We start from the raw sequence: 19,138 nt of genomic DNA, 5'->3' as shown, positions 1-19,138 counted from the left end.
ACATCTAAACACTTAAAATACTTCTTCTTTATAAATACGACTAGGTACTACTCCAGTCTGCATTTTATATTTTGATTCATAACGAGCACTGTAAGGACGAATTACTGATTTATCAAGTAATTCAAAGCTTAACGCAGCAATTTTTATTTTTGGAGTTAATACTAACGTTAAATTCCCAGCATTAAAAATTTCTAAAACTATATTACCATTCCAACCAGGATCAATTCTATGGGAAGTTACATGAATCATTAATCCAAGTCTGGCTAAAGAAGAACGACCATCTAACCAACCAACTAAATTATCTGGTAAGGTAATACTTTCTAAAGTTGAAAATAATACTAAAGCTTTTGGTTTTAAAAAAAAAGGGTTTTGTTTAGAAAATAATTTTTCATTACTCATTACTTTTTTTAAATTCTTAGAAATTTTTTCTTGTGAACTACTTAAATCAATACAAGATATAGTATGATCACAAAAAATACGAAATGTATTTCCTAGATGTATATCCACAGTAACTCCATTAATGAGTTGTTTTTTAGGATAAGGTGTAATAATTAATTTTTTTGTAACTAACCATTTTTCAATATCTTGATCACATAAACGCATAATTTTTTCTCCTATCATATATATTTTATATTTATATCTAAATTATAAAATAATTAATAGCAGATAGATATGTTTGAACATCTTCTGCTATCTCATAATAAATTATATAATTAATTTAATTTTCAAAGAATTAAAAAACCGAAGATCAAATTACTTTTTAATTAACCAATCTGTATGAAAGTATCCTATTTTATCTGTTCTTTTATAAGTATGTGCACCAAAATAATCTCTTTGCGCTTGAATTAAATTAGCTGATGAAGAAGAATTGCGATAACTATCATAATATGATATAGCAGAAGCAAAAGCAGGAATAGGAATACCATATTTTATGCCATATACAACAACATTTCGTAAAGATTTTTCATATTCATTAGATATTTTTGAAAAATAAGGAGTTAATAATAAATTAGTTATATTATTATCAATATTAAATGCATCTGTTATTTTTTCTAAAAAACTAGCTCGTATAATGCATCCTTCTCTAAAAATTTTAGCGATTTTACCGTATTTTAAATTCCAAGAATATTTTTCTGACGCTTTTTTTAATTGAGCAAAACCTTGTGCATAAGAAATAATTTTACCTAAATAAAGAGCTTTTCGAACTTCTTCAATAAATTTTTTTTTATTCTCATGTGATATATGTTTTAAAGTAGGACCTTTTAATATTTTTGATGCAATAATACGTTGTTTTTTAAGTGAAGATAAATACCGTGAAAAAACAGATTCTGTAATTAATGTAAGAGGTTCTCGAAGCTCTAAAGCATTTTTACTGATCCATTTTCCAGTACCTTTATCTTCTGCTTCATCTAAAATAAAATCTAATAAATAACGATTTTTTTCATCTTTTTTAATAAAAATATTTTTCGTTATTTCAATTAGATAACTATTTAGCTCTCCTTTATTCCATTCTGAAAATGTGTTAGAAAGCTCTTCATTACTTAAATTTAATAAATTTTTTAAAATTAAATATGATTCCGAAATTAATTGCATATCACCATATTCAATTCCATTATGAATCATTTTTACATAGTGTCCAGAACCATCAGGACCAATGTAAGTCACACAAGATTCTCCTTGAAATTTAGCAGATATATCTTTTAAAATTGCAGAAATAAGTTTATATGCTTTTTTTGATCCACCTGGCATAATAGAAGGACCATATAATGCTCCAAATTCTCCTCCAGAAACACCCATTCCAATAAAATATATACCTTTTTCAAGAAGATCATTATTTCTTCTAATAGTATCTTTATAAAAAGTATTACCTCCATCAATTAATATATCTCCTTTTTCTAAATAAGGAAGAATAGACGCAATAGTATTATCTGTAGGAGATCCTGATTTAACCATTAATAAAATACATCTTGGTTTTGTCAATGAATTAACAAAATCTTTAATAGAAAAATATGGAAAAATATTTCTTTTTTTGTTTTTTCTAATTACTTCTTCTGTTGTTAATCTAGTTCTATTAAAAATAGATACACGATAATTTTTACTTTCAATATTTAATGCTAAATTTCGACCCATTACAGCCATACCTACAACACCAATTTGTTGCTTTAACATTTTTTTCTCCAGTATTAAAAATGTATTATTCATTTAAAATTATATTATTAAATTATATTTCTTATACAATAAATGATATTATAATTATTTTCAATTTGCATTTTAGAATAAAAATATTTTAATAAATATATAAAAAATAAAGATGGTTACAATGATAAAATTAATTGTATATCTTTTAATTATATAAATGTTTTATGTTATTTTTTATTAGATTTGATTTATACAATAAGAAAAATTTACATATATTATATATATGTTAATTTTATTGAAATTTTTTGAAATTAAAATAAACTTAAAATATTATAAGTAAAATATTGTTTTTATGAATTATTTTATAAAAAATTATTTAATTTAAGAATACAAATTTTATAATCTTGTTATTTTTCTTTGTTTTAAATTTTCAATAATTAAATTAAAATTTAAATTTTGATCATGTAATAATACAATTAAATGATAAATTAAATCTGAGGATTCGTTAATTAATTCGTTTGTATCTTTTTTCATTGCAGCTAATATTGTTTCTACAGCTTCTTCACCTACTTTTTGTGCTATTCGTTGAGTTCCAGATTTATATAAATTAGATGTATATGAATTTTGTAAATAATTATTTTTTCTATCTTCTATTATTCTTTCTAATTCAGCAAGAAAAGATAAATAATTATTTTGTAAAAAAAAGCAACTTTTTTTATTTAAATGACATGTTGTTCCGGTAGATTCAGCTAATACTAATAATGAATCATTATCACAATCTGTAGTTATTTCTATTACTCTCAAGAAATTTCCTGAAGTTTCACCTTTTGTCCATAATCGTTTTTTACTACGAGAATAAAAAGTAACAAAACCTTCTTGTTGTGTTTTTAATAATGATTCTTCATTCATATAACCGTGCATTAAAACTTCATTGGATAAATAATCTTGTATTATTGTTGGAATCATACCATTAGTTTTATACCAATCTAATTTTAATATTTTTTTTTGTTTATTTAACATTGTCGAATTTCTATTCCTCGTTTAATTAAAAAATCTTTTAATAATTTTATACTAACTATATTTTTATGAAAGACAGAAGCAGCTAATACACCATCAACATTAGCATAAAATAATGCTTCATAAAAATGATCTAAATTTCCAGCACCACCTGATGCAATTAAAGGTACTTTGCATATTTTTCTCATTTGCTTTAATTGTAATAAATCATATCCATTTTGCAATCCATCTTGATTCATCATATTTAAAACAATTTCTCCAGCGCCATTTTTTTGAACTTGTTTTATCCAATCAAATGTTTTCCAATTAGTTTGGTAAGTACGATTAATATTACCTGTATATTGTTGAACCATATAACATTGATTTAATTTATCAAACCATGAATCAATTCCTACAACTATACATTGTATACCAAAACGTTCTGCAATTCTATTAATCAAAGTAGGATTAATTAATGCAGCAGAATTAATTGATATTTTATCAGCACCAAAAGATAGTATATTTTTTACATCTTCTACACTTTTAATTCCACCTGCTACACAAAAGGGAATATTAATAACTTCTGCAACTTTTTCTATCCAACTTCTATCAACCAATGTATTGTTAGTTGCAGCTGTGATATCATAAAAAACTAATTCATCAATACCTTCTCTTGCATAACGTTCAGATAAAGGAATTATATCACCTACAATTTTATGATTTTTAAATTGAACACCTTTAACCACAACTCCATTGCTCACATCAAGACATGCTATTATTCTTTTTGCCAACATTTTAATGCCTCTTTTATCGTAAATTTTTTTTCTAACAAACTACGACCTATAATAATACTATTTACGCGTGTTTGTTTTAATGAAATTATGTCAGATAACGTTGATACTCCTCCTGATGCTTGAAATTTAATATTTTTGAACTTTTTTACAATTTCTTTATATAATGTAATATTAGGACCCGATAAAGTACCATCTTTAGATATATCTGTACAAAGTACATGTTTCAAATTTTCAGAAGAAAAAATATCGATTATTTCTTCTAATGTAAAATTAGTGTCTTGTAACCAACCATTAATTGATATTTTTTTGATGTTATTAATAATTTTAACGTCTAATGCTAAAACAATTTTATTAGAGCCATAAATTCTTAACCATTTTTTTACTTCTATTTGATTGGTTATTGCAGAAGAACCAATAACAACTCTTTTAAAACCTAATTTAAATAACATGTTTATATCTTTTTCGGTTCGTATCCCACCACCAATTTGAATAGGAATATTTGTGTAAGATATTATATCTTTTAAAAGATTCAATTGTCTGTTTTTTATATTTTTTGTACCATTTAAATCTACTAAATGAATAATTTTTACTCCTTGCTTTTTATAATTTATCAAATTTTGATATAAATCTATATCATAAAATTTTTTTTCTAAATAATTGCCTTGATGTAAACGAACTGCTTTTCCTTCTAGGAAATCAAATGCTGGAATAATCATTAAATGATATCTCTAAAAAATTTTTTAGTAATTGAGCTCCTACATCACCTGATTTTTCTGGATGAAATTGAACTCCGAAGAAGTTATTTTTTTGAATAACAGAACTAAAAGATATTCCATAATTACTTGTTGCTAAAGTATATTTATTGACTGGTACAATATAACTATGAACAAAATAAAATCTAGATTTTTTTTGAATGTTTTTAAATAATGGGTGTATTTTATTAAAAGTAATATAATTCCAACCAATATGAGGTAAAGACAAATTTAAATTTTTTAAAAGATGTGTTGAACAATTATTTAAAATCCCAATTGTATTTGTTCCATTACATTCTTCACTAAATTTACAAAAAATTTGCATTCCAAGACAAATTCCCAAAACTGGTTGTTTCATATTTTTAATAATATTTATAAGATTTTTTTTATGTAAAACATTCATAACTGCAGAAGCAGTTCCTACACCAGGTATTATAAGTTTTTTACATTTTAGCAATAAGTTAGGATCAGAAGTAATTTGAGGTATATATCCTAATCGTTTAATAGCTATTCTTATTGAAGTTAAATTAGCACAACCAGTATTTAATATAACTATATTCACTATAATAATCCTTTTGATGTTGGTAATGTTTCCCCTTCTATTTTTATTGCTTGACGTAATACTTTTCCAAATGCTTTAAATAAACTTTCAACACAATGATGATCGTTATTTCCTTTGAATGATAAATGTAAAGTAATTTGCATAGATTGACAAAGGGAATAAAAAAAATGTTCTACCATATCAGTACTTAAATCCCCAACTATTTGATGTCGGAAACAACCTTTAAAATTTAAATATGCACGATTTGATAAATCTATTGTACATTGTGCTACACTTTCATCCATAGGTAAAACAAAACCAAATCTAGATATGCCATTTTTATTTTCTAATGCTTGTGATAACGCTTCTCCTAAAGCAATACCTGTATCTTCCACAGTATGATGATCATCAACTTTTAGGTCTCCTTTAGCTTTTATATAAATAGAAATACCACTATGTACTGATAATTGTTCTAACATATGATCAAAAAAATTTATTCCTGTTTTAATATTACTGGTATGTTCAGAATCCAACCATACTTTTACATGTATACAAGTTTCTTTCGTTGTTCTAAATACTTCTCCACATCGATTATTCTGTGTAATTTTTGTTACAATATTTGGCCAATTAAAAGTTTTTTCTTTATATTGTATTCCCTGTAATTTCATATTTTTTGCTAAATCCATATCTGTTTTTCGATCACCGATAACATAACTATATTGACTTTTAATTTTATTTAACCATGATTTTACTAATTTAGTTTTAGGTTTTCTGCATTCACAGTTATCATTTTTAAAATGTGGACAAATTAAAATATCTTCAAATATTATTCCTTCTGATTTAAAAATATTTAAAATAAAAAAATGAGGTATATTAAACTCCTCTAATGGAAACGATTTGGTTCCTAATCCATCTTGATTTGTAATCATAACAAATTTATAACCAAGTTTCATTAATTTAAGAAGTGAAGAAATTACATTTTTTTTAAATACAATTTTATTAATTTTATCAATTTGAAAGTTATCTTTAGGCTCATCAATTAACGTGCCATCTCGATCAATAAATAATATTTTTTGTTTCATTTTAAACAACCTTATGATTAAAATATTATCTGTTAGATAAAATTTTAATTTCTTTAATTAAACGTACACATTCAGAATAAGATCCTATTGATATCCTTAAGCATTTATTTAAATAAATCTTATGATTTTGATTTCTTAAAATTATACCATTTGTCCATAGATGCTGAAATATTTTTTCAAACATATGAAATTTAACTAAAATATAATTAGCATTACTATAAAAAACTTTTTCTACCAAAGAAATATTCGATAGTTCATTAACTAACCAATTACGATTTGAATTAATTTTTAACACTCTATCTTGCATATTTTTTATTGAGTTTTTATTTAAAGACTGTACAGCAATATCAGCAACAATAGTAGAAATTGGATATGGACTAATTACTTTATGTAAAATATTAATAATCTCTTTATTCGCTAAAGTAAAACCACATCTTATACCTGCTAATGAAAATGCTTTAGATAAAGTTCGTAAAATAATTAAATTTGGATATTGTTGTAAAAAATCAATCATACTATTTTTAGGGGAAAATTCTATATATGCTTCATCTATTACAACTAAAGCACATTCTAAAGTTATTTTTAATAAATTTATAATATCTTTTTTTAAAATAATATTTCCAGTAGGATTATTTGGATTACATATATATATTAATTTAACTTTATTAAGATTAGATTCAATCTTTTCTAAATTTATTTGCCAAGTATTTCTAAAGGTAGGAATTTCTTTTATTTTAACATTCGCAATTCTAGCATTTATAGCATACATATCATAAGTTGGAGGACAATAAATAATTGCATCTTCTCCTGGATTACAAAAAGCTTTAATTAATAATTCTATACCCTCATCAGCGCCTCTAGTTACTAAAACTTGATCATTTAACAAACCAACATAATCAGCATAGGAAGAAATTAAATTCTTAGGTTGACATTCAGGATAACGATTAAATAATGTAATGTTAGTTGTAAATGAACTGGGTATAGGAGATTCATTTGCATTTAACCATATTTTACCGTTACCTCCAATACGTCTTGCTGATTCATAAGGTTGTAAATCTTTTATATTTGACCTAACTAAATGTATTATTTTATCCTTCATAATTTATCCTGGAAAAAATTTATCCGAATTTTAACAGCATTATTATGTGCCTCTAATTTTTCTGATTTAGATAAAACTTGAAGAGTATGTGATAAGTCCATAAATCCTTGAGATGTTAATTCTTGTACTAATATACGTTTTTTAAAATCAGATAAACCTAAAGCAGAACTTGAAATAGATTTACCATATGTTGGCAAAACGTGATTAGTCCCAGAAGCATAATCACCTGCTGATTCAGGAGACCAAGGCCCTAAAAAAATTGAACTAGCATTCAATATATGAGGAAGTAATGATCTTGGTTCTTTTGTATTAATAATTAAATGTTCTGGTGCATATCTATTAGATATATAAATAGATTCAAAAACACTTTTTGTTAAAATTATTGCGCTATTTTTTAAAGCAATATATATATCAGATGATCTAAAAAAATTCTTTAATTGCTTATTAATAGATAAAACAACTTGTTTAGCTAATTGAGCACAAGAAGTTAATAATAGTACTTGAGAAGATATTCCATGTTCCGCTTGAGATAATAGATCAGCCGCAATAAAATCTGCATTAGAAGTTTCATCAGCAATAATTAATAATTCTGATGGACCTGCTAACATATCTATTTCTGGGCCATTAAATACAGAACTAACTTGTAATTTTGCTTCAGTGACATAAGCATTACCTGGTCCAAAAATTTTATCTACTTTAGGAATACTTTCAGTTCCAAAAGCTAAAGCAGCAATAGCTTGTGCACCACCTATTTGAAATATTTTATTAATTCCACAAGTATGCGCAGCATAAATAACTTCATGACTAATTGGTGGAGGAGAACATAATATAATTTCTTTACAACCGGCAATTTTAGCAGGTATCCCAAGCATTAATACTGTAGATAATAAAGGCGCTATTCCATTAGGAATATAAATGCCAATAGAATTTAAAGGTAAATATATTTGCTGACATCTTATTCCAACTTGTGTTTCAATATCAGTGTCCGGTAAAATTTGCGCTTTATGAAAAGATGTAATATTATTTTCTGCAACTGCAATTGCTTCTTGTAACACAGGATCAATTTGTAACAAAGTAGATGATATATATTCTTGGGATAATTGAAACTTATGTAATAAACATTTATCAAATAAATTAGTATAATTTTTTACAGCCTGATCACCTAAAGATTGGACATTTTTAATTATTTCTTCTACTTTTTTTTTAATAACATTATTTTCAAAATAAGCAGGTCTTAATAAAATGTTTTCTTGTTCATCAGAATTTAACTTATTCCAATCAACAATTGTATTAAAATATTTCATAAAATTTTACTCCATCATTTTCTCAATAGGTAAAACTAAAATTGAACTAGCTCCTAGTGATTTTAATTTTTCCATCGTTTCCCAAAATAATGTTTCACTACTGACCATATGCATAGCTACTCGATTTTCATCACCAGCTAATTTTAAAATTGTTGGTCTTTCGGCACCTCGTAACAAAGATATCACTTCATCAAGCTTGTTAATAGGAGCATGTAACATAATATACTTTGATTCTCGTGCTTTAATTACACCTTTAATACGAGTCATTAATTTATTAATTACTTCTTTTTTAATAATATTAATATCTCCTGTTTTACAAATAAGACATGCATGTGAACGAAATATAACTTTAACTTCACGTAATCCATTAGCTTCTAATGTAGCTCCTGTTGAAACTAGATCACAAATAGCATCAGCTAATCCAGCTCTAGGTGCTACTTCTACAGAACCGTTTAACATACAAGATTTAAAATTAATGTTTTTTTTATCTAGATATTTTTTTAACAAGTGAGGGTATGAAGTGGCTATTCTAACATTTTTTAAAGACTCTATATTAATATAAGAAGTATTAATAGGAATTGCAAGAGATAGTCTGCAAATACCGAAGTCAAGACGTCTTAAGGTAATATAAGAACTATCTAAATTTTGTGATTTTCGATTTAGTAACTCTTCTTCTAAAACATTTTCTCCTACTATACCTAAATCGACTACTCCATCCATTACTAAACCTGGAATATCATCATCACGTACGAGCATAACATCTAGAGGCATGTTTTCAGCAAAAGCTATTAATTTCTGCTGTTTTAAATTAATTTTTATTCCACATGATATTAATAACTTTATAGATTCACTGCTTAAACGACCGGTTTTTTGCATAGCTATACGTAGACGATTATTATTTAACATATTCAAAATCCTGAAATATTTTTATATTCAAAAATAAATTTATAAAATAGCTCTTTTAAAAAATAAAAAAACCCAAAAAATAAGGGTTTTAAAAATTTTTATTTTAAAAAATATTATTTATTAATAGTTTGTTTTATACGTATTTTGTTGAAATTAAAAAAGATATAATTTTTAAAATTACTATTTATTTTTAACATAAATTAGTTATATAAATTTTTTTAAGTTGAAAAATGTGAAATATATTTAAAAAAATATTCAAATTTATTTTTTTTAATTGTATATTTCAATAATAACTATAATAGCAGCATCATTTCCAAAAACTCTAGGTGCTTGATGAAAAGCAACTATGTCAGGATGTTGAGATAACCAAAAGGGTATTTGCTGTTTTAAAATATTTTTTCCATATCCATGTATAACATGAGCACAAAAAATTTTTTCTTTTTGACATATAGTAATAAGTTGACCTAATTTTTTTTGTGCTTGATATTGTGTTAACCCATGTAAATCAAGAGATATATCAGGTGAATATTTTCCTTTTTTTAATCGTTTTAAAATATTATTTGAATTTTTACTACGCATATAAGACACTGGATTTTCTTTAAAAAAAATTTTTTCATTCTGCAAACAAGAAAAATAATAACTATGAGCTTCTTGCTCAAAAATATTTCTTTTTGATATTATGTTTTGATTTACTACTTTACTTGTTCTTGAATGAAAAATTTTATCTTGTACTATTTCACGTGTATCATTTAAATATTGACGAAATGAAATATTTCTATTATTAGAATATTCTCGATTTTTATTCATAATTATTTATTACCAAATCGCAAATAAATATAAAGTGTTTAGAATCATTATTTTAATAAATATTTTTTTTGATTATATAATTTAGTTTTTATAAAAACAACAAATAAAAATTTTATCCTTAAGACTATTTAACAAAAAGATTATTTTTTTATTTTTTTTCTGTATAGTTGTATTATTTACAAATGAATAAAAAAGAAGAAAAATATGGCTGGAAATACAATCGGTAAGATATTTTGTGTAACAACTTTTGGTGAATCACATGGAACAGCATTGGGGTGTATAGTAGATGGTGTTCCACCAGGTTTAAAATTATCTTCTAATGATTTACAAAATGATTTAAATCGCAGAAAACCAGGTAGTTCTAGATATACTACACAAAGATCTGAATTAGATCAAGTAGAAATACTTTCTGGAGTATTTAATGGTTTAACAACAGGTACAAGTATTGGTTTAATTATTAAAAATATTGATCAAAGATCTCAAGATTATAAAGAAATAAAACACTTATTTAGACCAGGACATGCTGATTATACTTATGAAAAGAAATATGGTATTAGAGATTACCGAGGAGGTGGAAGATCATCAGCACGTGAAACTGCTATGCGAGTTGCAGCTGGAGCTATTGCAAAAAAATATCTTAAAAATAAATATGGCATAATAATTCGAGCATATTTATCAGCAATAGGTAATATTCAATGTTCATTTGATTCATGGGAAGAAGTAAATAAAAATCCTTTTTTCTGTGCTAATCCAAAAAAAATTGAAGAAATAAAAGAATTAATTAAAAAATTAAAGAAAATAGGTGATTCAATTGGTGCCGAAATAACAATTGTTGCTGAGAATGTTCCTATAGGACTTGGAGAACCGGTATTTGATCGTATAGATGCAGATTTAGCACATGCATTAATGAGTATTAATGCAGTTAAGGGAGTGGAAATTGGCGATGGTTTTTCAGTAGTAAACCAAAAAGGAAGTCAAAACCGAGATGAAATGACTCCTAATGGATTTAAAAGTAATCATTGCGGTGGAATTTTAGGGGGTATTAGTAATGGTGAAAATATTATATTAAAAGCAGCTTTTAAACCTACTTCAAGTATACGAATCCCAGGCAAAACAGTGGATATTAATAATAAAGAATCTGAAATTATTGTAAAAGGTCGACATGATCCATGTGTAGGGATCAGAGCAACACCAATAACTGAAGCAATGGTTGCAATTGTAATTATGGATCATATGCTCAGATTTAGAGCACAATGTAATAAAATAATGAATATATAAAATTTTATAAAATGATTTCTTTTTACTCATATTAGTACGTTTAGTTATATATAAACATTTTAATAAAAGTATAATAGTATTAATATTTTATTTTTTTATATTTTTAGATCTGTAAAAAAAAATTAAGTATATTTTTACTAAAAAAACTAAAAATTCTATTTTTTAAAATAGATTTGCATAGTACACTTTATAACGTGTAATTGAAAAAATTATACTTTTAAAATAAAAAAATAATATTTTTTAATAATTTAATAAATGTTATAAAATATAAATATATTCTAAAATTAAAATTAATTCTTTTTAAATAAATTTTAATATTAAGAATATTAATTGAATATGGAATACAAATTTTTTAAAATATATTAAAAATAATATTATATATGATATAAATAAAAAAAATATACAAAAATTATAGAAATTTATTAAATAATTAGAAATATTATATTTATAATTTTTATTTAATTAATTTTATATTTTGAACAAAATATACCATAAAATATTTTTTATGGAGGAAAATAAAACTAATGTTCACAGGAAGTATTGTTGCTTTAATTACACCAATGAATAAATCAGGAAAAATTTGTCATTCTAGCTTAAAAAATTTAATTGACTATCATATATTGAACAAAACAACAGCAATTGTTTCTATTGGAACAACTGGGGAATCAGCAACTTTAAGTCAAGAAGAACATATTAAAGTTGTTATGTCAACATTAGAAATTGCAAATAAAAGAATTCCTATTATTGCAGGAACAGGTGCAAATGCAACAACTGAAGCTATATCTTTAACAAAAAGATTTGAAAATTCTGGAGTTGCAGCCTGTTTAACTGTAACCCCATATTATAATAAACCTACTCAAGAAGGATTATATCAACATTTTAAAGCTATTTCGGAAAACACAGAATTACCACAAATTTTATATAATGTTCCTAGTCGTACAGGATGCGATTTACTTCCATCAACTATTGCCCGTTTATCTCGGCTTAATAATATTATTGGAATTAAAGAAGCAACTGGAGATTTATCAAGAATTAATACAATAAAAAACATAGTAAAAGATAATTTTTTATTAATTAGTGGTGATGATGCAACAGCATTAGATTTTATTCAATTAGGTGGTCAAGGAGTAATATCAGTTACCGCAAATATTGCTGCGAAAGAAATGATGAAAATGTGTTCATATGCATTAAAAGGTGATTTTATGAATGCAAGATATATAAATAAAAGATTATCTTTATTACATGAAGCATTATTTGTAGAACCAAATCCAATTCCAATTAAATGGCTAGCGAAAAAAATGGGTTTAATAAAACATGATACGCTTCGTTTACCAATGACTCCAATTTCATCTAATGGACAGGTTCAACTTGAAAAAGCACTGAAATATGCTAATCTTTAATAAAAACAAATTTTGTTTTCAAATAAAAATAATCATTTTAAAAATTTTTATTATATTTTTAATGACTTCTTGTAATTTAGATATTTCAGAAAATCATAATTTTTTATTTAATAAAAATAATCAAAATCAATTTAATAAACTAGTTATTCCGAAAGGAATAAATATTCCGACTGAAGATCAAGAATATAAAATACCTTACACGGAAGAAGATTTAAAAAAAGAAAAAAATAATATATTTCCTCCTGTATAAACTAATTAGGCTAAAATATATAAAAAAATTATTTATATTTTAAATATATAGGTGCAGATTATCTTAATAGATATTCTGCATCATTTATAATAAAATATGTTATACATCATTATTATTCTATATTAATAACTTTGTCATAATATTTTCATAAATTAAAGTTAATATTTTTAAATCTGATATTTTAACGTGTTCATCAACTTTATGAATAGTTTTGTTAAGTAATCCTAATTCTATTATTTGTGCATTAAGTTTAGTGATAAAACGTCCATCTGAAGTTCCACCTTCTGTAGATAATATTGGTTTTAATTTAGTAATATTTAAAATAGATTCCATTACAGTGTTAGTTAATAATCCTGTTTTTGTAATAAAAGGAAGTCCCGATAAATTCCATTTTATGGAATAATTAACATCATTTTGATCTAATATTTCTATAAATTTTAATTTTATTTGATTTTCAGATATTTCATTACTGAACCGAAAATTAAATTGTATAAATAAAGTATTTGGAATCATATTATTACTTCCATCACCTGCATGAATATTGGAGATGTTTATACTTGTTGGAGCAAAAAAAGAATTACCTTGATCTAATGGCATTGATAATAATTTTAAAATAATAGGTAAACCCTTATGAATTGGATTATCTGCTAAATGAGGATATGCGATATGTCCTTGAACACCAAAAATTTTTAAATCAGCTGTTAAAGAACCACGTCGACCATTTTTTATACAATCACCAATGTTAGTATAACTAGTAGGTTCTCCTATTATACAATAATCAATTATATCTTTTTTAGAAATTAAATAATCGACTACTTTTTTTGTACCATCAATCGCAGAAGATTCTTCATCTGAGGTAATTAAAAAAGATAAACGACCTTTATAATTAGAATATTTTGTTATAAATCTTTTCGATGCAATTAACATAGCAGCTAAAGCACCTTTCATATCTGATGCCCCTCTACCAAATAATAATCCATCTTGTACTGTAGGATCAAATGGATTATTACTCCAATTTTTGTATTCTCCAGGCGAAACTACATCTGTATGACCTGCAAATGTTAAAGTTTTGCCTATTCCTCTAGTAGCCCAAAAATTTTTTGTTTGATTAATATTGATTGTTTTTATTTGAAATCCAAGATTAGATAAAAAATTTATCATAATATCTTGGCAACCCAGGTCTTTTGGGCTAATAGATGGAATGCGAATTAATTCTTTAGCTAATTCAGTCACTGAACAAATCATATTTATCTCTTTAAAATAATTTTTATAATTTTAGCTTTTTTATAATTTTCTTAAATGGGGCTAAAAAAGCCCCTTATAACTATATAATAGTTAAAAATTAATGTTTTAAAAAAATTTTTGATTGATCAACTATATTTTCTACAGTAAAACCAAATTTTTTAAATAAAACATCGGCTGGAGCTGACTTGCCAAACGTGTCCATACCAATAATTAAACCATTTATTCCTACATATTTATACCAAAAGTCTTTTGCACTAGCTTCTACTGCAACTCTTTTAGTAGCGTAAGAAGGTAATACAAACTCTTTATACGCATTTTTTTGTCGATCAAAAACATTAGTAGAAGGCATAGAGACTACACGTACAGAATAACCTAAGGAAATCATTTTTTTTGCAGCATGTAATGTAATTTCAACTTCTGATCCAGTAGATATAAAAATAATATCAATCGGTTGTTTAGATTCATATAAAATATATGCTCCATATGTAATGTTATTTATTTGTTCTTTATCTCTGTTAAATTGAAATAAATTTTGACGTGATAAAATTAATGCTGTTGGTCCTTCTTTTTTTTCAATTGCAAATTTCCAAGCGATTGCAGTTTCTACTTGATCGCAAGGTCGCCATACATCTATATTTGGAGTCATTCTTAAATTAGCTAATTGCTCTACTGGCTGATGAGTAGGACCATCTTCTCCTAAACCAATCGAATCATGAGTATACACAAAAATATGTTTAGTATTCATTAAGGCAGCCATACGAACAGCATTTCTTGCATATTCAACAAACATTAAAAATGTTGAAGTATATGGAATAAATCCACCATGATGTGCAATACCATTAGCAATAGCAGTCATTCCAAACTCACGTACACCATAATGAATATAATTTCCAGATGGATTATCTGTTATAGAACTAGAAGACGAACAAATGGTTAAATTACTAGGAGACAAATCTGCTGATCCACCTATTAACTCAGGTAATAATTTTACAAATTTTTCTAAAGTATTTTGAGAAGCATTTCGACTTGCAATATTTTTAGGGTTATTTTGTAATTCAAGAATATATTCATTAGTTTTTTTATACCATATTATAGGCAATTCTTTTCTAAACCGTCTTAAATATTCTTCTGCAAGTTTAGGGTATTCTAATTTATATAAAGCAAATTTTTTATCCCATTCTTTTTCTAATTCTAAGCCTTGTTTAATAAAATTCCATTTTTCATAAATTTCTTTAGGAATCTCAAAAGGTAAATATTTCCATTTTAAGTTTTTTCTTGTTAAATTAATTTCAAATTCCCCAAGCGGAGCACCATGAGACTCTGATGTACCTGATTTATTCGGTGATCCAAAACCAATAATAGTATTACAAATAATAATAGAAGGTTGATCTTTGATACACATTGCTTGTTTAATGCTATTCATAATAGACTTTGAATCATGACCATTAACTTTATCTATTACATGCCAATTATAAGACTTAAAACGCATTACTGTATCATCTGTAAACCAATTTGATATTTTTCCATCTATTGAAATACCATTACTATCATAAAAAACAATTAGTTTTCCTAATTTTAATGTTCCTGCTAAAGAACAAACTTCATGTGAAATTCCTTCCATCAAACACCCATCACCTACAAAAACCCAAGTGTAGTGATTCACTATATCGAAATTTAATCGATTAAAATAAGCACTTAATGTTTTTTCTGCAATAGCCATTCCTACAGCGTTAGCTAAACCCTGGCCTAGCGGACCAGTAGTAGTTTCAACACCAGGTGTTTCTTCTATTTCAGGATGTCCTGGAGTTTTAGAATTAAGTGTTCTAAATTTTTTAATTTCTTCTATTGATAAATCATATCCAGTTAGATGTAATAAACTGTAGAGCAACATGGAACCGTGACCATTAGATAATACAAAACGATCTCGATTATCCCATTTAGGATTTTTAGGGCTATGTTTTAAAAAATATCTCCATAATACTTCTGCAATGTCAGCCATTCCCATAGGCATGCCAGGATGACCTGATTTCGCATTTTGAACGGCATCTATACTTAACATACGAATTGCATTTGATAATTCTTTGTCTAAATACATAGATTTTTCCATATTTAAATTTAAAAAATAAATTAATTTTTACATTAATTTTAAAATAATTTTTTCTAAAAGAAGTTGATCCTTGCTAAAATTTCGTATACCTTCTGATAATTTTTGAACAGACATTTCATCTTGATTATGTTCCCATCTAAATTCTTCTTCAGAAAGAGGATTAGGTGGTGTAATATAAGTAGAAGGTGGAATTAATTTTCTATCAAATACTGTATTATTTGACTCAAGTTCTTTTAATAATAAAGGAGAAATAGTTAATCGATCACATCCAGATAACAATAAAATTTGATGGATATTTCTAAAGCTAGCACCCATAATAATAGTTTTATAATTATGTTTTTTATAAAAATTATATATTTTACAAACAGAAATAACTCCTGGATCTTTATCGTAAGAAAATTGTGATATCAAGTTCTGATCTATATACCAATCATAAATACGACCTACAAAAGGAGATATTAAAAATACTTTTGATTCTGCGCAAGCACGTGCTTGAGCAAAAGAAAATAAAAGAGTTAAATTACAAAAAATTTTATCTTTTTTTAATTCTTCTGCTGCTTTTATACATTCCCATGTAGCTGCTAATTTAATTAACACTCTATTTCTAGAAATACCTTGCTCTTCATACATTTTAATTATTTTTTTTGCTTTTAAAATACATTTTTCTGTATTGAAAGACAAACGAGCATCTACTTCACTAGAAATATAACCTGGTATATATTTTAAAATTTTTATACCAAGATCAACTAAAATTTTATCACTTGCATTTATTAATTGTTCTGCTTTTGAACCACCTTTCTTTTTTGCATATTCTATTGCTTTTATAAGTAACTTTTGATTGATATTTGAATTTACTGCTTTTAATATTAAAGATGGATTTGTAGTTGCATCTTCAGGTTTATATTTACGAATAGAATCTATATCACTGGTATCGGCAACAATTGTTGTGAATTTTCTTAATAATTCCAACTGATTCATATTATAATCCTTATTATTAAGGAGATAAAAGATAATAAATATAAAATATATTGTCTATTTATAAATCATACATATATTTATATATTATTTAAATAATATTTGTTTTTTAAAAAATTAATATTTTTTTAATATTAAAGAAACATTGGTTCCTCCAAATCCGAAGCTATTAGACATTGCAGTAGTAATTTTTTGGGGAATAGTTTTTTGAATAATATTCATATTTTTTGCAAACGGTTCTAATACTTCAATATTAATTGAAGGAGCTATAAAATTATATTGTAACATTAATAAAGTATAAATAATTTCATGAACTCCAGATGCTCCTAAGGAGTGACCGGTCATAGATTTTGTTGCTGAAATAATTGGTTTTTTTTCATTAAAAAAAGATTTTTTAATTGCTTGTAATTCAATTAAATCACCAATTTTAGTTGATGTTCCATGAACATTTAAATAGTCAATAGACAACTTTCTTTTACCTTTTGCTAAATTCATACATCTCAAAGCACCTTCTCCAGAAGGTACAACCATATTATCACCATCAGAAGTTGCAGCATATCCAATAATTTCAGCATAAATATAAGCAGAACGAGAAATTGCAGACTTCAAACTCTCAATGACTACAATACCTCCTCCTCCTGATATTACAAAACCATCTCTGTTTAAATCATATACACGAGAGGCTTTAATAGGAGTTTTATTGAAATTTGATGAAAGCGCTCTCATTGCATCAAATTCAGCAGCTAATTCACAACTTACTTCTTCACCACCACCTGCAAAAATAATATCTTGTTTTCCAAATTGAATTAATTCAAAAGCATTTCCAATACAATGCCCAGAAGTTGCGCAAGCAGAATTAATAGAATAATTTATTCCATGAATTTTAAATATAGTTGATAAGCAAGCAGAAATTCCAGATGTCATAGATTTAATTGCAGTATATGGACTTAAAAAACGAAAATTAAAACTATTTTTCGTAATATTTATATCTTTAATATAATCTTTACGAGAACCACCTCCAGAACCAACGATTAATCCAACACGAGCATTGTTTTGATAATCTTTATTTTTTAAATTAGCATCTTTAATAGCTTGTTCCATTGATAAAAAAGTATAGATAGAACCATCAGTCATAAAACGAGATATTTTTTTACTTATCAAATTCTTATACTCTAATTTAATATTACCCCATACTTGACTACGTAGACCTAATTCTTTCATCTGTTCTGAAAATGTTATTCCAGAATAACCATTATATAAAGAACTAAGAACTTCGTCTTTATTATTTCCAATACTAGAAATAATACCAAGTCCTGTAATAACTACTCTTTTCAATTATATTCCTTATCAATAATAAATTTTTTAAATGCGATATAAAAAAGATTAAATTTGATATTATTTATATAATAAATAATTAATTGTTTTTCAGATAATTTATTTTCTATAAAAATAAATATAAAATA

Annotated in this window: 17 protein-coding genes and 1 pseudogene; 3 read left to right on the top strand and 15 right to left on the bottom strand. The window is 25.4% G+C overall.

Annotation, left to right across the window (positions count from 1 at the left end):
• Positions 1-12 precede the first annotated feature (12 nt).
• From dcd to smrB, 11 genes and pseudogenes are all read right to left on the bottom strand, one after another.
• The gene (dcd, locus tag D9V62_RS00545) at positions 13-603 is read right to left on the bottom strand and encodes a dCTP deaminase (protein ID WP_158339876.1); all 591 of its coding nucleotides are present in this window, start codon (positions 601-603) and stop codon (positions 13-15) included.
• A 150-nt stretch (positions 604-753) separates the two neighbouring features.
• Positions 754-2,169, bottom strand: a complete 1,416-nt coding sequence (gene gndA, locus D9V62_RS00540; protein ID WP_158339875.1) for an NADP-dependent phosphogluconate dehydrogenase — start codon at positions 2,167-2,169, stop codon at positions 754-756.
• A 366-nt stretch (positions 2,170-2,535) separates the two neighbouring features.
• On the bottom strand, positions 2,536-3,159 hold the full coding sequence (gene hisIE / locus D9V62_RS00535; protein ID WP_158339874.1) for a bifunctional phosphoribosyl-AMP cyclohydrolase/phosphoribosyl-ATP diphosphatase HisIE: 624 nt from the start codon (positions 3,157-3,159) through the stop codon (positions 2,536-2,538).
• A complete protein-coding gene (gene hisF / locus D9V62_RS00530; RefSeq protein ID WP_158339873.1) occupies positions 3,153-3,929 on the bottom strand; it encodes an imidazole glycerol phosphate synthase subunit HisF in 777 nt (258 codons plus the stop codon). Before hisF ends, hisIE begins: the two co-directional genes overlap by 7 nt.
• A complete protein-coding gene (gene hisA / locus D9V62_RS00525; protein ID WP_158339872.1) occupies positions 3,911-4,645 on the bottom strand; it encodes a 1-(5-phosphoribosyl)-5-[(5-phosphoribosylamino)methylideneamino]imidazole-4-carboxamide isomerase in 735 nt (244 codons plus the stop codon). Before hisA ends, hisF begins: the two co-directional genes overlap by 19 nt.
• A complete protein-coding gene (hisH, locus tag D9V62_RS00520) occupies positions 4,626-5,243 on the bottom strand; it encodes an imidazole glycerol phosphate synthase subunit HisH (protein WP_158339871.1) in 618 nt (205 codons plus the stop codon). The genes hisA and hisH overlap by 20 nt, the downstream gene beginning before the upstream one ends.
• On the bottom strand, positions 5,243-6,304 hold the full coding sequence (hisB, locus tag D9V62_RS00515) for a bifunctional histidinol-phosphatase/imidazoleglycerol-phosphate dehydratase HisB (RefSeq protein ID WP_158339870.1): 1,062 nt from the start codon (positions 6,302-6,304) through the stop codon (positions 5,243-5,245). The genes hisH and hisB overlap by 1 nt, the downstream gene beginning before the upstream one ends.
• A 25-nt stretch (positions 6,305-6,329) precedes the next feature.
• Complete coding sequence (hisC, locus tag D9V62_RS00510; protein WP_158339869.1) at positions 6,330-7,403, bottom strand: histidinol-phosphate transaminase; 1,074 nt, start codon at positions 7,401-7,403, stop codon at positions 6,330-6,332.
• Positions 7,400-8,707, bottom strand: a complete 1,308-nt coding sequence (gene hisD, locus D9V62_RS00505) for a histidinol dehydrogenase (protein WP_158339868.1) — start codon at positions 8,705-8,707, stop codon at positions 7,400-7,402. Before hisD ends, hisC begins: the two co-directional genes overlap by 4 nt.
• Before the next feature lie 6 nt (positions 8,708-8,713).
• The gene (gene hisG / locus D9V62_RS00500; protein WP_158339867.1) at positions 8,714-9,613 is read right to left on the bottom strand and encodes an ATP phosphoribosyltransferase; all 900 of its coding nucleotides are present in this window, start codon (positions 9,611-9,613) and stop codon (positions 8,714-8,716) included.
• A 190-nt stretch (positions 9,614-9,803) separates the two neighbouring features.
• Positions 9,804-10,420: pseudogene (smrB, locus tag D9V62_RS00495) on the bottom strand (endonuclease SmrB).
• Between the two features lie 204 nt (positions 10,421-10,624).
• Between smrB and aroC the strand changes: the two are divergent.
• The 3 genes from aroC to D9V62_RS00480 all read left to right on the top strand — a co-directional run bounded on the left by aroC (position 10,625) and on the right by D9V62_RS00480 (position 13,348).
• Positions 10,625-11,698 carry a chorismate synthase gene (gene aroC, locus D9V62_RS00490; protein ID WP_158339865.1) on the top strand — a complete coding sequence of 358 codons (1,074 nt, stop codon included), beginning with the start codon at positions 10,625-10,627 and terminating at the stop codon, positions 11,696-11,698.
• Positions 11,699-12,222: 524 nt separating this feature from the next.
• Positions 12,223-13,098, top strand: a complete 876-nt coding sequence (gene dapA / locus D9V62_RS00485) for a 4-hydroxy-tetrahydrodipicolinate synthase (RefSeq protein ID WP_158339864.1) — start codon at positions 12,223-12,225, stop codon at positions 13,096-13,098.
• Positions 13,099-13,159: 61 nt separating this feature from the next.
• Positions 13,160-13,348 carry a hypothetical protein gene (locus tag D9V62_RS00480; RefSeq protein WP_261979502.1) on the top strand — a complete coding sequence of 63 codons (189 nt, stop codon included), beginning with the start codon at positions 13,160-13,162 and terminating at the stop codon, positions 13,346-13,348.
• Between the two features lie 117 nt (positions 13,349-13,465).
• On the opposite strand, the gene dapE is transcribed toward D9V62_RS00480, so the two are convergent.
• From dapE to D9V62_RS00460, 4 genes are all read right to left on the bottom strand, one after another.
• Entirely contained in the window at positions 13,466-14,593 is a 1,128-nt protein-coding gene (dapE, locus tag D9V62_RS00475) for a succinyl-diaminopimelate desuccinylase (RefSeq protein WP_158339862.1), read from the bottom strand.
• 97 nt (positions 14,594-14,690) lie between these two features.
• Positions 14,691-16,688 carry a transketolase gene (gene tkt / locus D9V62_RS00470; protein WP_158339861.1) on the bottom strand — a complete coding sequence of 666 codons (1,998 nt, stop codon included), beginning with the start codon at positions 16,686-16,688 and terminating at the stop codon, positions 14,691-14,693.
• Between the two features lie 39 nt (positions 16,689-16,727).
• Positions 16,728-17,678: a transaldolase gene (tal, locus tag D9V62_RS00465; RefSeq protein ID WP_158339860.1), complete on the bottom strand. Its 951-nt coding sequence runs from the start codon at positions 17,676-17,678 to the stop codon at positions 16,728-16,730.
• 114 nt (positions 17,679-17,792) lie between these two features.
• A complete protein-coding gene (locus tag D9V62_RS00460; protein WP_158339859.1) occupies positions 17,793-19,010 on the bottom strand; it encodes a beta-ketoacyl synthase N-terminal-like domain-containing protein in 1,218 nt (405 codons plus the stop codon).
• Positions 19,011-19,138 lie beyond the last annotated feature (128 nt).

This window comes from Buchnera aphidicola (Aphis helianthi) (genome assembly GCF_005083845.1).
In the GTDB taxonomy this organism is placed as follows: Bacteria; Pseudomonadota; Gammaproteobacteria; order Enterobacterales; family Enterobacteriaceae; genus Buchnera; species Buchnera aphidicola_AW.
Note: the sequence above shows the minus strand (reverse complement) of the source record. Positions and strands in the feature narration are given on the sequence as shown.